We start from the raw sequence: 14,970 nt of genomic DNA, 5'->3' as shown, positions 1-14,970 counted from the left end.
CAGCGCCAGGTAATTTGCGCGTCTAGTGCGGTTTTGCGTGTCGCCCGGCGATGGTCAGCCGAAAATCAGGTGCGCCACGGTAAAGATCGTGAGCCCGGCCAGTGAACCCACCACCGTGCCGTTGATCCGGATGAACTGCAGGTCCTTGCCCACCTGCAGCTCGATCTTCTGGGAGGTTTCTTCGGCGTCCCAACGGGCGACGGTATCGGTGATTACCCCGGCGATGTCGGAGCGGTACGTCCGCACCAGGTAGCCCGCGGCGTCGCCGATCCATGCGTTGACCTTTCCGGCGAGCTCAGGATCGTTCACCAGGCGGGAGCCGAAGTCGCGGACTGCCGCCTTGAACTTGATAGTCAGCTCGCTGTCGGGATCATCCACGGCCCCCAGCAGGGCGTTCTTCACGGTGCCCCACGTCCGGGAGGCGAGTTCCCGCACCTCGGGATCGCCCAGGACCTGTGCCTTGATGTCCTCGGCGCGAGCGATCATGGCCGGATCATGCTGCAGGTCTTGCGCCAGGTCATTCAGGTACTTGTCGATGGACTGCCGCACCTCGTGGTTCGGGTCAGCCTGTACCGCGCGGACGAACTTGAGGATCTCCACGTACACCTTGTCGCCAACCAGGCCGTCCACGAACTGTGGGACCCACGTGGGGGATCGGTCGGAGACCAGATGGGTGACAGTGTCGTGGTTGTCATCCACCCAGTCCGCGGCCCTGTCCACCAGCAGGTCCACCAGCTTGTGGTGGTGTCCGTCGTGGAAGATCCGCTCGGCCATCCTGCCCACGGGAGGTCCCCACGGCGGAGTCAGCAGATGCTTACGCACCATCCCCTCGATGACCGCCTGGACGTCGTCGTCATTCAACACCTTGAACGCGCCCCGGATGACGGCGGCGCCTTCCTTGGCGACGCGCTCGGCTCCGGCCGGCGTGGCGAGCCATTCACCCGCCCGGCGGGCGATGTTCACGCTGGCCAGTTTCTCCTGGACCACCTGTTCGGAAAGGAAATTGGTTTCCACGAACTCGCCCAGCGAGGCGCCGATCTGGTCCTTCCGGCGCGGGATGATCGCGGTGTGCGGGATCTTGATGCCCATGGGGTACTTGAACAGCGCGGTGACGGCGAACCAGTCCGCCAGTGCGCCCACCATCCCGCCCTCCGCGGCGGCGCGCACGTACTGGAGCCACGGATACTCTTTCTGCAGCGCGAACGCGAATACAAAAATCACCGCCATGGCAATCAGCAGCCCCAGCGCCACCAGCTTCATCTTCCGCAGCGCTGCCGCCTTTTCGGCGTCACCTGCACTGAATTGGCTGACGACGGCGGCGCCCGCGTTTCCGCCGGGCGGCGCCGACGGTGCGGGCGTGGTGGGTGCTTCGCGGGTAGTTGGCTCAGAGTTCACCTGCATGTGCCAAGCCTAGTCCCGCAGTGGGGGCCGGGTCGGCTACCGTGTCTCCATGACTACTGACGAGTCAGTGCCGCAGCGGCCCCTGGTCTTTGCCCACCGGGGCTCGAGCGCCGCGTTCGCCGAGCACACCCGCGCAGCCTACCTGCAGGCGCTTGCGGACGGGGCGGACGGCGTGGAATGCGATGTCCACCTGACCCGCGACCAGCACGTCATCCTCCTGCACGACGCCAACCTTGACCGCACGTCGGACGGCACCGGGCCGGTGGCCGAACGGACGTTGCGGGAGCTCCGCCGCCTGGACTTTTCCTCCTGGAAGGGCGTGCGCATCCCCGAGGTTTACGGCGCGAGGTCCGAGCAGTTCCTGACCCTTCCGGAACTGCTGGACATCCTCCGCGGGGCAGGACGCCCTGTGCGACTGGCGATCGAGCTCAAGCACCCCAGCCCGTACCAGCTCAAACTGGAAGACCGGGTGCTTGAGGTCCTCCGGAGCGAGGGGTGGGACGCCAAGGGCTCAGCTCTGGACAACGTAGCCGTGACCTTCATGAGCTTCAGCCCGGAATCTGTCCGCCGCCTGCTCCGCTCGGTTCCATCCGAGTACGTCTGCCAGCTGGTGGATGACGTGGATGTGCGTGAGCTCCGCGAGGAACTGGGTCTGGGGCTGATCACCGGTGGTGCGATCGCCAACGTGATGAAGGCCGCCCAGCTTGAAGGCGAGCGGATACTGGACCACGGCGAGGCGGCGTTGGCAGGTCCCGGAGTGGACTACGTCCGCCATCACCCGGCTTCCATCCAGCGATGGCTGGAGCGGGGCCGGCGATTCCGGGTGTGGACCGTGGACTCGGAACAGGACGTGGCCCTGTGCCAGGGCCTGGGCGTGCACGAAATCACCACCAACGTCCCGGCGCGAGTCCTTAGCCAGCTGCAGGTCGCGTCGCCACAAGGAAGGTAGGCAGCCACGTGGGCGAGGCTTCGCGCGGCGTTCCTCCACCGGGCGTTCCGCCGCTGTTCCGGGAACTCGAGCCGGTGCTCGGCGGCTTCCCACCTGCACCCGGTCGCTTCGCGCCGGTGTCCGGTGATCCAGGCATGGAGGCCGGCATCGCCGCAGCGTCCTGGTCCGGTGACCGAAGCTGGTGGGGCGGCGCGCTGGACGTGGAAGGCCTGGCTTTGGGCGCCGTTGGAGCCGCTGCCGCAGCCTTGAACTTCCTCGTCGGTGTGCCGGACCGGTTTGCGACCACGGCAGGCATGACGGCCGGTGCTTTTGACTCTTTCGGGTACTTGCGCATTGACGGGCGGAAGATCCAGGGCTTCGCCCCGCTGTCCGGCTTCCGGCGGACCAGTGACGGCTGGATCCGGCTTCACGCCAACTATCCGCACCATGAGCACCGGTTGATGCAGGCACTGAAAACCACCACCGCAGATGGTGTGGCGTCCGCCCTCCGCACCATGGCGTCCCTGGAGGCGGAGGCCGCCATCCAATCCCAGGGCGGTGTCGCCGCAGCCGTGCGAAGCCGCAAGGAGTGGCTGGACTCCGGGATGGGCCGGAATGCAGCCGCGTCGCCTTGGATCGATTGGACCCTTGCCGACGGCGGGGCCACAGGCGTCGAACGCGCGCTGCGGTTGTCCGCCGAACACCCCCGGCGCCCACTCGAGGGCGTGCGCGTGCTGGATTTGACCCGTGTCATCGCCGGACCTGTGTCCACCCGGCTGCTGGGGGCACTGGGCGCCGACGTGCTGCGCATAGATCCACCGCAACTGCCGGACATCACCGACCAGTTTGTGGACACCGGGTTCGATAAGAGAAGCGCCGAGGCAGACCTGGCTGCGAGCGGAAACCGGCACCGGCTGCACCAGTTACTGGGCGACGCCGATGTGGTGATCACCGGTTACCGCCGCGGTGCCCTGGACCGTTTTGGACTGGAGCCGGAGGGGCTGCTGGCCTCCCGGCCGGAGCTGGCGGTGGTCTCCCTGGACGCCTGGGGCAGCGTGGGCCCATGGAGTGGCCTCCGCGGCTTCGACAGCATCGTCCAGGCGGCCACCGGAATCGCCGACCTTTACGGGGCGGAGAATCACGACGGCGAGTGGCGGCCTGGTGCGCTCCCGGTCCAGGCCCTGGATCACGCCACCGGGTATGGTGTGGCCGCGGCGGCCATCGCGCTGCTGGCCCGGCGCCGGCAAACCGGCCTGGGCGGGTGGGGCCGGCTGTCGCTGGTCCGCACCGCGGAGGAGCTTTTCGCCCTGCCCGCCCTGCATCCTTCCGGTGGGGCAAGCCCGCTGCCGGAACCTGAGCTTCGGACTCTTGCAAGCGCTTACGGGGAACTTCGTTACGCCCTGCCGCCCCTCCTGGTGGACGGGGAACCCCTCGACTACACCAGTCCACCGGTGCCCTACGGAAGCTCAGACCTCAGCTGGGCCTGACGGTTCGCCGTGGCTGCCGGTTCAGGCAGAATTGGGCGGAGTGCGCGGGCCTGACGGTTTCGAGGGCCTGCCACGCTTGTGATTGAGTGGTGCCATGCCTTTTCCCCGGGCAGCCCGGGCCCGCCAGAGCCTTTCCGCTGCAGCAATGAGCGCCCTGCTGCTGGCCAGTGCCATGAAACACTTCCGCGACCCCGGTTTCTACCGCCAGGTAGTGCCTGACTACCTCTGCCTCGAAGGCACCGGACGGCCAGGAGCGGTCGACGGCGGTGCTGCCGCCGCCGGCGCTGCCCCGGCCGCCGGCACGGCTGCCGCGGCTACGGCTGACTCATTCGGCACGGTTGCCCCGGCTACTGCTGACTCAAGCGGCACGGCTGCCTTTGACGGCGGCGCGGAAGTGCGCCGGCGTCGTCCATTCGCCGTGATGACCAGGGAGGAATGGATCGCGGTCAGCGGCCTGCTGGAACTGGCGGCCGCCGTCGGCATCCTGGTCCCACTGACACGGAAGGCGACCGCAACCGCCCTCGCCGCCATGTTCACCGCGTTCCTGGCCGGTCATGCCGATGCCCTGCGCCGCGCCTACAACCGGCAGGGGACCCCTCGGCAGCGCCAGGTCCACACTCTTCGCTTCCCGCTTCAGGCGCCGCTTATCCTCTGGGCGTGGAGCCTCAGGAAATCTTTACGGGGTTCGTGGCAGTGAAAATCCTGGCTTCCCCTGCCGTACGCGTGGGGCTCTCCATCAGCGTTGCCACCGGCCTGTACGGGATATCCTTTGGAGCACTCTCCGTCACGTCCGGGTTGGACTTCTGGCAAACCATGGCGCTCAGCCTGCTCCTGTTCAGCGGCGGCTCACAATTCGCTTTCATCGGGGTAGTGGGCGGAGGCGGTTCGGGCATAGCAGCTATGAGTGCAGCCACGCTTCTGGGCATGCGCAACGGCATCTACGGCATGCAACTCAACGCCCTGCTGCACCCCACCGGGTGGCGGAAGTACGTTGCCGCCCAGGTGACCATTGACGAATCCACTGCCACCAGCACCGGCCAGACCGACCCCGCCGAACAGCGCCGGGGTTTTTGGGCGGCCGGCATCGGCATCTACGTGCTTTGGAACCTGTTCACCGCGGTGGGGGCGCTCGCCGGAAGCGGGCTGGGGGATCCCAAACAGTGGGGACTGGACGGGGCAGCAGTGGCGGCGTTCCTGGCCCTGCTCTGGCCAAGACTCAAGGGCCGCGAACCGATAGCCATTGCGGTGGTATGCGCCCTGGCCACGGTGGTGGCAGTGCCGTTCGTTCCGGCCGGTGTGCCGATCCTGGTGGCTGCCGTTGTGGCCGCCTTGTTCGGCTGGTTCAGCCACGGCCGGAGCGATGAGGGCCTGGAACCGGACGTGGAGCCCTACCGTGAGTCCCGCCACCACCCAGTCCCTGGGCAGCACAGCAGCGAGCCTCACCACGGAAGCGCTGGGCAGCAGCGCGGCGCTGACCAGCACGGGGAGCGCCGCGGCAATGAGCCACACTACCGCCGTGATGGCGGCACCTCGGGGGACGCATCATGAACCTCTGGATGTGGTTGCTGATCGCCTGCGTTTTGGCATACGCGTGGAAGCTGGTGGGCTACTTTGTCCCGGCCAGGTTTTTGGAAAATCCCCGGATGTCCAGGGTTGCAGGCACCATGACCATCGGGCTGCTGGCGTCCCTCACAGTGGTGAACGCGGTGGCCTCAGGGCAGTCGCTGGCGGCCGATGCACGCCTGGGTGCCCTCGCTGCAGCAGCGATCGCCCTGGCACTGCGTGCACCGTTTCTTGTGGTGGTGGTGGCCGGTGCGGGCACTGCCGCGCTGCTGCGGATGCTGGGCTGGAACTAAGCCGCCGGCAAGAACATAACGCGGATCCCTTTTCTTTGCCCGCAGTGGGTTTGTACTATGAGAGCGGCTATGCAGTTGGCCCCGACTTTCCGCATGAATGGCATCGATGGAACATCAACTGCACGCGTCCGGGGCAAAGGCCGGTAGACCTCATGTCCACAAAAACTTCCGATGGCGCGCGGGACTGCCCGCCAAGCGCTTCTTTACCCGCTTTTCCGCCATTTCCGATGTCCCTGCAGAGGATCTGGAGGCGCTCTCCGAAAGCCTCATGAGGGCGATGGATGTGGACCCTGCATCGCAGGTTCCCGCGCTGCGGGCCATGGTGCGCCGCGAAATCCGCGCCAGGGGAGCGGCTGGCAGGGAGTAACCGGAGCCAGGCATCAGGAAGTTGGGCCCAGGACAGCAGGTGGACCGCAGGAAACGTCCGGGCTCCAGCGGGCCGGCGTCGTGAAAGGAAATGGTCAGGCTACCCCGTGCGCAGCGCCGTCAGGTGCGGCTGACCGGCGTGAGCTTTCTTCAACCGCCATCTCGTACCAGGCTTGGGCGCCGAACTCAGGCTCGGGGGTGTCAAGGTTCTGGTAGAGGGCATCCAAAAGTTTCGCCAGTTCCTCTGCCGGCAGGGTGGGCAGAACTTCCTCGGGGCCGCGCGGATCGTTGATGAAGTGAAAAAGCCTGGAACTGTTCATCGCGCTGCGGCCGTACGCCGGAGGTGCAGGAACTGTGTCATGGGTGCTCCATCTGGAAGGTACAGAGGCTGGCTGCGTAACCCACTTGAAGTGTATTGCACCCGCTGGAGGCCCACAATGGGGTGATCAGGCATCCCGCGGGCAGCGTTTCTGCGGCTAGATTGGCTGCTGACCCGCCAGGGACGCGGCCGGCAGCGGCACATGGACGGGAAGCGGTCGGCCTGGCCGGACCGACCGGATGGCGTCCTCCACCAGGGCCAACGGACGGCGCCAGGCGTCCGACCCGGGCTCCATGGTGTCCACCACTCCTATGAGCATGGCGAGCAGCCGGAACATGTCCGTCATGGAGATGTCCGCGCGCAGGCTGCCCTGCCCCTGGCCCCGTACCAAAAGCACACTCATCGATTCCATCAGCGAGCCCGTGATGCCGGTCAGGAGCTCCCGGCGGCCGGCAACGGCTCCCAAAAGATTGGCGTCGTCGCTCGCGGCGGCCATCAGGGCTTCCATAACCCGCAGCAGTCCGGCGGCAGCGTCGATATCGGCCAGGGCGCTGTCTACCACGGGGTCCACGGTGAGCCGCAGCTGCCGGTTGAGGGCTGCAAGCACCAGCTCTTCCTTGTCCGAAAAGTTCCGGAACAAGGTGGCCGGGCCTACGCCGGCCGTGGCCGCAATGGTCTGCAGCGGTACTTCCGGGCCGAACTCGCGGAAGCATTGGCGCGCCGCCGTGATGATCTTGTCCACGTTCCGCGCTGCGTCGGCGCGGAGCGGCTTGCGGGCGACTGCGAGGCTCATGCCAAAAGGTTAGCAACGGAGCCTTCGGCCTTCACCGTTACTGGAGGGTAGGGGGTTTTGTGACGGCGGCCCCGGCCGTCCTGCACTCCACCGCCGCCCGCACCGTGGCACACTGGGCTTCATGCTGCTTGCGTTTTCTGTCGCCCCGTCCGGTTCTCCCAGCGAAGGTTCCCGGCCGGGTGACGCCTCCGTTCACGACGCCGTCGCCGCCGCCGTGAAGATCGTCCGGGAGTCGGGGCTGCCCAACAAAACAGACTCCATGTTCACCACCATCGAGGGCGAATGGGATGAGGTGTTCGACGTCGTAAAGCGCGCCACCGAGGCGGTGGGCCGCTACGGCAGCCGGGTTTCCCTGGTCATCAAGGCGGACATCAGGCCCGGCTACTCAGGTGAGCTGACCGCCAAAGTGGACCGCCTGGAAGACGCGCTCTCCGACGGTTCCTGAACACGGACGTCGCTGCCGCCGTCGTCCGCTGATTTCTCTGGACCCGCGCGCGGCCACGTGCCAAACTGTGCCCATGTTTGAGCACAAGCCCCGGCCGGAGTGGATCGCCACGGAAAAGTTCCTGTCCGACGTCGTGGTCCACCCGGATCCCGCCGTGCTTCGCGCCGTCCAATCGGCCGCCGAGGCAGGCATGCCGGCTATTGAGGTGGCGCCCACCGCCGGCAAGCTCCTCAAACTCCTCGTTCAGCTCTCCGGCGCCCGCCGCATCCTGGAGATAGGCACCCTGGCAGGCTTCAGCACCATCTGGATGGGGCAGGGCCTGCCCCACGACGGCACTTTGGTCACGTGCGAATTCCTGCCTAAGCATGCGGAAGTGGCGTGGGCCAACATCGACTTCGCGGGTCTGGGGCAAAAGGTCGAGATCCGGCTTGGACCAGCATTGGAGACCCTCGCAGCCCTGGCGGAAGAGGACCGGGAACCCTTCGACTTCATCTTTATCGATGCCGACAAGGAGAACAACAGCCGCTACCTGGAGTGGGCACTCCGCCTTGGCCGCACGGGGACAACCGTGGTCCTGGACAACACCATCTGGGAAGGTGCGGTGCTCGATCCCGAAATGGACCCGGTCAACGCGCAGGGAATAGTCGATGCACTTCGGCTGCTGGGCTCACATCCACGGCTTGATGCCACCGTCATCCAGACTGTCGGTTCAAAGGGCTGGGACGGGTTTGCGCTCGCCCGCATACGGTAGGGCATCCTCTTTGCCTGCCGGCTCCAACTGATAAGTATGCTTAGAGTAATTCGCCGGTTGATCCGCAGCCGGGCAGGAAGCCGCCGTGGAGGAAAATGATGAAAGCGTCGCCCACCCTTGCCAGTGCTCTGCAGTTGGTGCTCACTGACCTTATTGAGTTGCACCTGCAGGGTAAGCAGGCCCACTGGAACCTTGTGGGCACCAATTTCCGCGACCTGCACCTTCAGCTGGACGAAATCGTTGCAGCCGCCCGCCTCTTTGCCGACGAGGTGGCAGAACGAATGAGGGCCCTGCATGCCCTCCCCGACGGCAGCAGCAGCACTGTTTCGGCAGGAAGCCGGCTGGAGGAGTTTCCGCAAGGGCTGACCAGCACAAAGGACACCGTCAAGCTCGTCACAGCACGGCTGGAACGGTCAGTCCAGACCATGCGGGACGTCCATGATGAGGTGGACGAGGAAGACCCCACCAGCGCAGATCTGCTTCACGCCGCGATCGAACGGCTGGAACAGCTTGCATGGATGGTCAACGCCGAGACCATGGCTGCCTCGGCGCCCGTCACCGGACCGGCAGACAAATAGGCGCCCTCCCCACTTCGCCGGCGGAGAGCCCAGGACTGGGTGCGCTTTCCGGGGAAGGAAACACAGTACCCGTACGCCTTTCTGCTGCGTCCGGAACCCTCGATGCAAGGGACGGCCTGCTTGAAGCCGTCGCTGCTGCCGCCGCGGATGTTCCGGCCCTGCTCGGCCTTGCCCGCGAAGCCGGGAGGACCTGGCCGCGGCCCGGCGAAGGCATGACGGGACTTCTGTGGGAGCTCCTTGCCTCGGTGGCGGCCATCGATGTGGCGGCCGCACGCGTTTTCGAGCCGCACCTGGATGCCCTGGCTATCCTGTCCCAGGCAGGCCGGGATCCCGGTTCAGTGAGCGGCGCCTGGGGAGTGTTCGCGGCTGAAGGGCCAGGCGTCCGCCTGGAAGCACAGGGCAACGGCAGCGCAGTGACACTGAACGGCACCAAACCGTGGTGCTCCCTGGCGGCGGTCCTGGACCATGCGGTCGTCACGGCGCACACGGACGACGGCGGCAGGGCGGCTTTCGCGGTGGACCTCCGTCAGCCGGGGTCACCTGCGAGGACCCGTCGTGGGTGGCGCGGGGCCTGAGGGAGATACCCAGCGGCACCGTGCACTTCGATGGCGTTCCTGCAGAGCGTCTTCAGGCAACCGGCTGGTACTTCAGCCGCCCGGGCTTTGCCTGGGGCGGAATGGGCGTTGCGGCCTGCTGGCTTGGTGGCGCTGTGGGCGTTTCCCGTGGCTACCGGGACTCCTTGCAGGCAGGGGCCCGGGCCGGCCGCGACCCTGACCAGATTGCGCTGGCCAGTCTTGGTGAGCTGGACCGTACCCTGGCCTCCGCGCTGCAGTACTTGGCGCAGACGGCGTCGGCCATCGATGGCGGGAAGAGTGTGCCCGGGGAGCGGCCTTCGGCGTGGAGCGACGCGTTGCGGGTGCGAGGAACCTGCGCCGCGGCTGTGGACCGTGTGTTGTCGCTGGTCAGCAGCAACCGGGGACCGGGACCGCTTGCCTTCGACGAAAAGTACGCCAAGCGGATGGCAGACCTGGCCCTTTACGTCCGCCAGCATCACGCCATGCGCGATGACGCCCAACTTGGGGCGCTGACCCTGAAGGGTGATGCCGCATGGTGACGTTCACGCACGCAGATGCTGGGACGGACGAATCAGCCTGGGCGGCCAGCGGCCTGCCTGTCATCGCCGAGCTCCCGCTCGGCCTGGGGGAACTGGCTGCAATGAAATTCCTGGTCCTGGCCGCCCATCCGGATGACGAAACGCTGGGGGCCGGCGGCCTGCTGGCGCGCCTGCACAGCATCGGGGCTGAGGTCAACGTACTCCTGTGCACGGCGGGCGAGGCTTCCCATCCGGCGTCGCCAACCGTTTCACCCCAAGATCTGGCCGCCACCCGCCTGGAGGAATTTGCGGCCGGGATGGAATCCCTGGGACTTAAGGACTGCTGGCGGTACCTTAGCCTCCCGGACAGTGGCCTGCAGGAGCACGCCGCAGAGCTCACCCGTCAGGTCCGGGGTGCTGCCGACCGGTTGGGAGGCCCTCCGGGACAGCTCGCTATCGTTGCACCCTACCGCTCCGACGGGCACGCCGACCATGATGCCCTGGGAAAGGTTGCTGCGGGCGTGGCCGCCAGCCGCGGCCACGCCCTGCTGGAGTACCCCATCTGGTACTGGCTATGGGCCACCCCCGGCCACCCCGGGTGGCGATCCTGGAACCGGGTGCACCTCGAACCCGGGGAACAGCTCGCCAAGGAACATGCCATGCAGGCGCATGTCAGCCAAACAAAGCCCTTGTCCCCGCATGCGGGGGACGAGGTTCTCCTGAGCGAACCCTTCCTCCAACACTTTTCCCGCCCGTTTGAGACCTTCGCCTGGACCGCACCCCGCGAATTCCCCGGGAAAAGTGATGTCCCGGAGGCGCGGGGACCGCACACCAGCGTTCAGGCAGAACAGATCTTCGACGGGGTTCACGCCCGGGAACCGGACCCCTGGCACTACACCACCAGCTGGTACGAGCGGAGGAAGCGTGCGCTGACGCTGGCCGCGCTGCCCGCCGAACAGTACTCCTCCGGACTGGAAATCGGCTGCTCCATCGGAACATTGACGGCGGAGCTGGCACCACGGTGCACCAACCTGGTCGCTGTGGATGCCAGCGGCACCGCGTTGCAAAGGGCAGCAGATCGTCTTGCCCCTTTCCCGGGGGTCACCCTTCGGCAACTGGTTCTTCCCGGTTCCTGGCCGGCAGGGAACTACGATCTGGTGGTGCTGTCCGAAGTGGGGTACTACTTCGCCCCGCGGGAGTACGACGAGCTGTTGGACAACATCGGGACCTCCATCCTGCCCGGAGGGACCCTGCTGCTCTGCCATTGGCTGCATCCTGTTTCCGGTTGGGAGCTCGACGGTGAAACAGTCCACACGGTGGCCAGGAACCGTCTGAAATGGCGGACTGCCGGCCTGTACCGGGAGCGCGACTTTCTGCTCGAAACGCTCATCGCGCCACCGGCAACAGAAACCGAACCATGACAGCGGTCCAGAACGTGGCCGTGGTGATACCGGTGCACAACGAGGAAGAACACCTGGAGCGGGCGCTCACCGGGGTGGAGGCCGCCGTCGCGTCCCTTCACCGGCTGCAACCGGAGATTGGGGTACGGGTACTGGTGGTCCTGGATTCCTGCACCGACGCCTCCGCTGCAATTGCCGCACACTTCACTGCCCGGATCAACTGGTTCTCCGTCCTCGCCGTCAGTTTCCGCAGCGTGGGAAGGAGCCGCCGCGCCGGGGTCAGGGAGATTTTGGGCCCTGAAGCGGACACCATTCCTGACACTGCGCCTGGCGCGGCCGCCGGGTTGTGGCTGGCCAATACTGATGCCGATTCACTTGTTCCGGAGAACTGGCTGGTGGCGCAGGCCGCGATGGCGGCTGCCGGTGCGGACGCGGTGCTGGGATCGGTGGACATTGACCCCGCCGGCGCGGTGCCGGATCTCCTGCGCCGGTGGCACTCCCGGCATCTGTTCCGGGAAGACCACCCGTACGTTTACGGTGCCAATTTTGGGATTCGGGGCTCCGCCTACCTGGCGGCCGGCGGGTTCCCGCGGCACCGCTCCCACGAAGACCGCGTGCTGGCGGAGCGGCTTCGGCGCCTGAAGTACAACGTCAGGGCCACAGACACCATCCGCGTGCTGACCTCGGGCAGGACGCATGCGCGCGCCCCGCACGGCTTGGGGAAATATCTCCAGGCACTCAGCCTGGAGACATCCCTGGCTCGTGAAAGTTGAGGACGAACGCATCCCTCCGGCCCGGGCAGCGGCCCTGATCTTTTGCCGGCTGCCCGGGGACAAAAAGAGGGGCTGCCGCGGTGTGTCCGCAGCAGCCCCCTGGTCCTCAACCAGTCGGTCGTGAAAGTCAGTCTTTCTTGAAAGCGTCCTTGACTTTCTCGCCGGCCTGTTTCAGGTCCGCTTTGGCCTGGTCCATCTGGCCTTCCGTGCGAAGGCTCTCGTCATTGGTGGCCGCACCGGTGGCCTCTTTGGCCTTGCCACCCATTTTCTCGGCGGCGTTGTCGATCTTGTCATCCAAACCCATGGTGTTTCTCCCTTCGGCTGGTGACCGGCGGACGGTAAATGCGCCGGCCATGCTCCATGCTAACCAGCCAGGGGTTGCTTCAACAGGTGTGGAAGGGAAGATCAGACCAGATCGGGCGCGCTGGCCACGATGTAGTCAGCGGCGGCAGGGCCGGTCATGGACAAGTTGTTGCTGTCCGGATCAATTCCCTGTGCCTGCAGTGCATCCCAGAGGGCTTCCGGAGCCAAAAGAGGCACTTTTTGGAGCAGGCACCAGCTGGTGTAGAGCCCGTACAGCTCATCTCGTCCGAGTCCAAGTCCCGGTTCCCTGTCCGCGACGACTGCTTCAGCAGTGAATTGTTCAAAATGGCTAGCATGCATGTTTGCTCATTCGGGGTCGACCGTGATGCCGCCGTATCTGCTTCAGCGGACCTGCAGGCTCCGGAGGAACCAAGCAGAGTAATCATGAAGGTATGGCAGCGTGGCTCACTTTGTCCAGTCGGGCGGGGGCCCCTCACTGGATTTGAGGGGGCCGACGGCGACTGGGGGGACTGGCCTCGGTCTCAGAAGAGGCCATCTCACCGCCGGCCCCGCCTTGACCCCGGGACACCTTGTTGACCCGGGAAACCTAAACAGGACCTCCAAGACAATTTTCCCCTATCTTGATGGTCCTGCCTAGTCCCCGGAAACTACGGCTGCTGCCTGCCGGCCGCTGTTTTTCCGGTGCAGATTTGTTTACTCCTGGCTGGTGCCACGGTCGCGCAGCTTGTCCCGCACCCGGTCCCGATGCGGTTGTGTTGGCTCGCTGACATTCCCGTCCGAGTCCGCGTCGCCGTTCTGGTTCGAATCCGTGTCCTCGCCGTTCTCCGCGCTGTATTTCTCCCGCAGTTCCCGTCCGTGTTGGATGTCTTCTTCCTCCTGCTTCTGCAGCTTGTCACTCTTCTTGGTGTCACGCGGCGGCAGTTGGATGGTTTCTTCGGCTTTGATGCCGGCCTGGAGCTGGCGGCCCCGTTCCATTTCGGCGTCGAACTCGGCGCCGAAGAGCAGGGACATGTTCAGGATCCACAGCCACAGCAACATCACGATGACACCGCCCAGGGTGCCGTATGTCTTGTTGTAGTTTCCGAAGTTGCCCACGTAGAAGCCGAAGCCCAGTGACGCCAGGAGGAAGACGAACAGGGCAATGCCCGAACCGAGGCTCATCCACTTGAATTTCGGCTGCTTGACGTTGGGCGTGGCGTAGTAAAGAACGGCGATGATGACGATGATGAGGCCCACCATCACGGGCCATTTTGCAATGTCCCAGATGGCGAGGAAAACGCCGCTGAGCCCGATCAGGCCGCCAATAGCTTCGGCCACTGGGCCGCTGAGCACCAACATGCCGGCGAGGATCGCGATGATGACAACCGACAGGAGCGTGACCACCAGCATGGTGCCGCGCAGTTTCGCGAAGGGACGGCCCTCATCCACCTCGTAGACCCGGTTCATTGCCCGGCCGAAAGCGCCGACGTAGCCGGAAGCAGACCACAGGGCGGTGGCAAGGCCGATGACCAGGGTGAATCCTGCAGCCGGCGCGTTGGCCAGGTCTTCCACCACTCCGCCAATCGTGCCCACAGTTTCGGCCGGGACGAAGCCGCTCACGATTTGCAGGAGCGCATCTGTGGTTTTCTGTGGGTCCCCGAAAATTCCGATCAGCGAAACGAGTGCAAGTATGGCCGGAAACAGCGACAGTACGGCGTAATAGGTCAGGGAAGCGGCGAGGTCCGGGCACTGGTCCTTGCTGAACTCCCGGAGTGTCTTCTTGAGGATGTACTTCCAGTTTGGCTTGTCCAGGTCCTTGGGGCTGTCCGGTTTCCGGGAATCATTTGGATCCGGTGCCTGGCCCGCCTTGGCGGTACTGGTCTCGGAAGAGTCATGAGTGGCCATGGGGCGTCCTCTCGATAAGGGTGCGAAAACTGACAGGCCGGCACCGCGGGACTGCGGGGCCGGCCTGTCAGGTGGTGATCGTGCCTTGGGGTGCCGCGTTGCGTAGCGGGTCAGGTGTTTTGGACGTTGGTTTTGGCGTCGGTGGCGCGGTCTTTGACGTCGGTGACGGCGCCTTGGCCTTCGGCTTTGACGTTTTGGGCGGCGTCAGTGGCGGTGGCCTTGACGCTTTCCATGGCTTCCTGGGCCGGTTCCTTCAGGTCCTGGACCATGTCCTTGGCGGCGTCGGTGACCTGGGTGGCGAGGGGCTCGGCGGCGGTTTTGAGCTGCTGGGCGGCTTCGCGTTCCTTTTCGCTGGCCGGGATCAGGGACGAGATGAGCATCCCGGCGCCGAATGCGATCAGGCCGGCGGCCAGGGGGTTGCCCTGGGTTTTGGCTTTGACTTGGTCCGGTGCGTGGCTGATCGCGGTTCCGGCATCCGACAGTTTGGCCGAGACGTTGTCCTTGGCCCCGTGCAGGGTGTCGCCGGTGCTGTGCAGGGCGTTCCCGGTGTGGCCGGTGCCGGAGTGGACCTT

The 14,970-nt window shown here is 65.7% G+C and carries 18 protein-coding genes and 1 pseudogene; 12 read left to right on the top strand and 7 right to left on the bottom strand.

The window, feature by feature from the left end; translation table 11 throughout:
- Positions 1–54: 54 nt before the first annotated feature.
- Complete coding sequence (locus tag ACFVYC_RS06145) at positions 55–1,401, bottom strand: DUF445 domain-containing protein (RefSeq protein ID WP_387547962.1); 1,347 nt, start codon at positions 1,399–1,401, stop codon at positions 55–57.
- Positions 1,402–1,450: 49 nt separating this feature from the next.
- On the opposite strand from ACFVYC_RS06145, the gene ACFVYC_RS06140 reads away from it, so the two are divergent.
- The 6 genes from ACFVYC_RS06140 to ACFVYC_RS06115 all read left to right on the top strand — a co-directional run bounded on the left by ACFVYC_RS06140 (position 1,451) and on the right by ACFVYC_RS06115 (position 6,039).
- On the top strand, positions 1,451–2,350 hold the full coding sequence (locus ACFVYC_RS06140) for a glycerophosphodiester phosphodiesterase (RefSeq protein ID WP_387547961.1): 900 nt from the start codon (positions 1,451–1,453) through the stop codon (positions 2,348–2,350).
- Positions 2,351–2,484: 134 nt separating this feature from the next.
- Positions 2,485–3,816: a CoA transferase gene (locus ACFVYC_RS06135; RefSeq protein WP_387548553.1), complete on the top strand. Its 1,332-nt coding sequence runs from the start codon at positions 2,485–2,487 to the stop codon at positions 3,814–3,816.
- Between the two features lie 145 nt (positions 3,817–3,961).
- On the top strand, positions 3,962–4,513 hold the full coding sequence (locus ACFVYC_RS06130) for a hypothetical protein (RefSeq protein WP_387548551.1): 552 nt from the start codon (positions 3,962–3,964) through the stop codon (positions 4,511–4,513).
- Positions 4,468–5,364, top strand: a complete 897-nt coding sequence (locus tag ACFVYC_RS06125) for an AzlC family ABC transporter permease (protein WP_387548549.1) — start codon at positions 4,468–4,470, stop codon at positions 5,362–5,364. Before ACFVYC_RS06130 ends, ACFVYC_RS06125 begins: the two co-directional genes overlap by 46 nt.
- The gene (locus tag ACFVYC_RS06120) at positions 5,361–5,672 is read left to right on the top strand and encodes an AzlD domain-containing protein (protein ID WP_387547959.1); all 312 of its coding nucleotides are present in this window, start codon (positions 5,361–5,363) and stop codon (positions 5,670–5,672) included. The genes ACFVYC_RS06125 and ACFVYC_RS06120 overlap by 4 nt, the downstream gene beginning before the upstream one ends.
- 106 nt (positions 5,673–5,778) lie before the next feature.
- A complete protein-coding gene (locus ACFVYC_RS06115) occupies positions 5,779–6,039 on the top strand; it encodes a hypothetical protein (RefSeq protein ID WP_387547956.1) in 261 nt (86 codons plus the stop codon).
- 94 nt (positions 6,040–6,133) lie between these two features.
- Here the strand turns inward: ACFVYC_RS06115 and ACFVYC_RS06110 are convergent, their stop codons facing one another.
- Together ACFVYC_RS06110 and ACFVYC_RS06105 are read right to left on the bottom strand one after the other, a co-directional pair.
- Positions 6,134–6,358 carry a hypothetical protein gene (locus tag ACFVYC_RS06110; RefSeq protein WP_387547954.1) on the bottom strand — a complete coding sequence of 75 codons (225 nt, stop codon included), beginning with the start codon at positions 6,356–6,358 and terminating at the stop codon, positions 6,134–6,136.
- 156 nt (positions 6,359–6,514) lie between these two features.
- A complete protein-coding gene (locus ACFVYC_RS06105; protein WP_387547952.1) occupies positions 6,515–7,150 on the bottom strand; it encodes a TetR/AcrR family transcriptional regulator in 636 nt (211 codons plus the stop codon).
- A gap of 121 nt (positions 7,151–7,271) precedes the next feature.
- Between ACFVYC_RS06105 and ACFVYC_RS06100 the strand changes: the two genes are divergently transcribed.
- From ACFVYC_RS06100 to ACFVYC_RS06075, 6 genes and pseudogenes are all read left to right on the top strand, one after another.
- Positions 7,272–7,595 carry an MTH1187 family thiamine-binding protein gene (locus ACFVYC_RS06100; protein ID WP_387547950.1) on the top strand — a complete coding sequence of 108 codons (324 nt, stop codon included), beginning with the start codon at positions 7,272–7,274 and terminating at the stop codon, positions 7,593–7,595.
- Positions 7,596–7,668: 73 nt separating this feature from the next.
- Positions 7,669–8,346, top strand: a complete 678-nt coding sequence (locus tag ACFVYC_RS06095; protein WP_387547948.1) for an O-methyltransferase — start codon at positions 7,669–7,671, stop codon at positions 8,344–8,346.
- A 98-nt stretch (positions 8,347–8,444) separates the two neighbouring features.
- Positions 8,445–8,924, top strand: coding sequence for a Dps family protein (locus ACFVYC_RS06090; RefSeq protein ID WP_387547946.1), 480 nt, complete (start codon positions 8,445–8,447; stop codon positions 8,922–8,924).
- A 35-nt stretch (positions 8,925–8,959) separates the two neighbouring features.
- Positions 8,960–10,038, top strand: a pseudogene (locus ACFVYC_RS06085) (acyl-CoA dehydrogenase family protein).
- A complete protein-coding gene (locus ACFVYC_RS06080; RefSeq protein ID WP_387547943.1) occupies positions 10,032–11,438 on the top strand; it encodes a PIG-L family deacetylase in 1,407 nt (468 codons plus the stop codon). The pseudogene ACFVYC_RS06085 and the gene ACFVYC_RS06080 overlap by 7 nt, the downstream one beginning before the upstream one ends.
- Entirely contained in the window at positions 11,435–12,190 is a 756-nt protein-coding gene (locus tag ACFVYC_RS06075; protein WP_387547940.1) for a glycosyltransferase, read from the top strand. Before ACFVYC_RS06080 ends, ACFVYC_RS06075 begins: the two co-directional genes overlap by 4 nt.
- Positions 12,191–12,317: 127 nt before the next feature.
- Here ACFVYC_RS06075 and ACFVYC_RS06070 read toward each other — a convergent pair whose 3' ends face one another.
- From ACFVYC_RS06070 to ACFVYC_RS06055, 4 genes are all read right to left on the bottom strand, one after another.
- Entirely contained in the window at positions 12,318–12,494 is a 177-nt protein-coding gene (locus tag ACFVYC_RS06070; protein ID WP_387548547.1) for a CsbD family protein, read from the bottom strand.
- Positions 12,495–12,595: 101 nt separating this feature from the next.
- Entirely contained in the window at positions 12,596–12,853 is a 258-nt protein-coding gene (locus tag ACFVYC_RS06065; protein ID WP_387547939.1) for a hypothetical protein, read from the bottom strand.
- Positions 12,854–13,207: 354 nt separating this feature from the next.
- Positions 13,208–14,398 (bottom strand): YihY/virulence factor BrkB family protein, encoded by a 1,191-nt coding sequence (locus ACFVYC_RS06060; RefSeq protein WP_387547937.1) that lies wholly within the window; start codon positions 14,396–14,398, stop codon positions 13,208–13,210.
- Between the two features lie 110 nt (positions 14,399–14,508).
- The coding region (locus tag ACFVYC_RS06055) for a hypothetical protein (protein ID WP_387547935.1) at positions 14,509–14,970 on the bottom strand (462 nt) is incomplete at its 5' end.

Origin of the sequence: Pseudarthrobacter sp. NPDC058329, from assembly GCF_042879835.1 — a bacterium.
Classification (GTDB): domain Bacteria; phylum Actinomycetota; class Actinomycetes; order Actinomycetales; family Micrococcaceae; genus Arthrobacter.
Note: the sequence above shows the minus strand (reverse complement) of the source record. Positions and strands in the feature narration are given on the sequence as shown.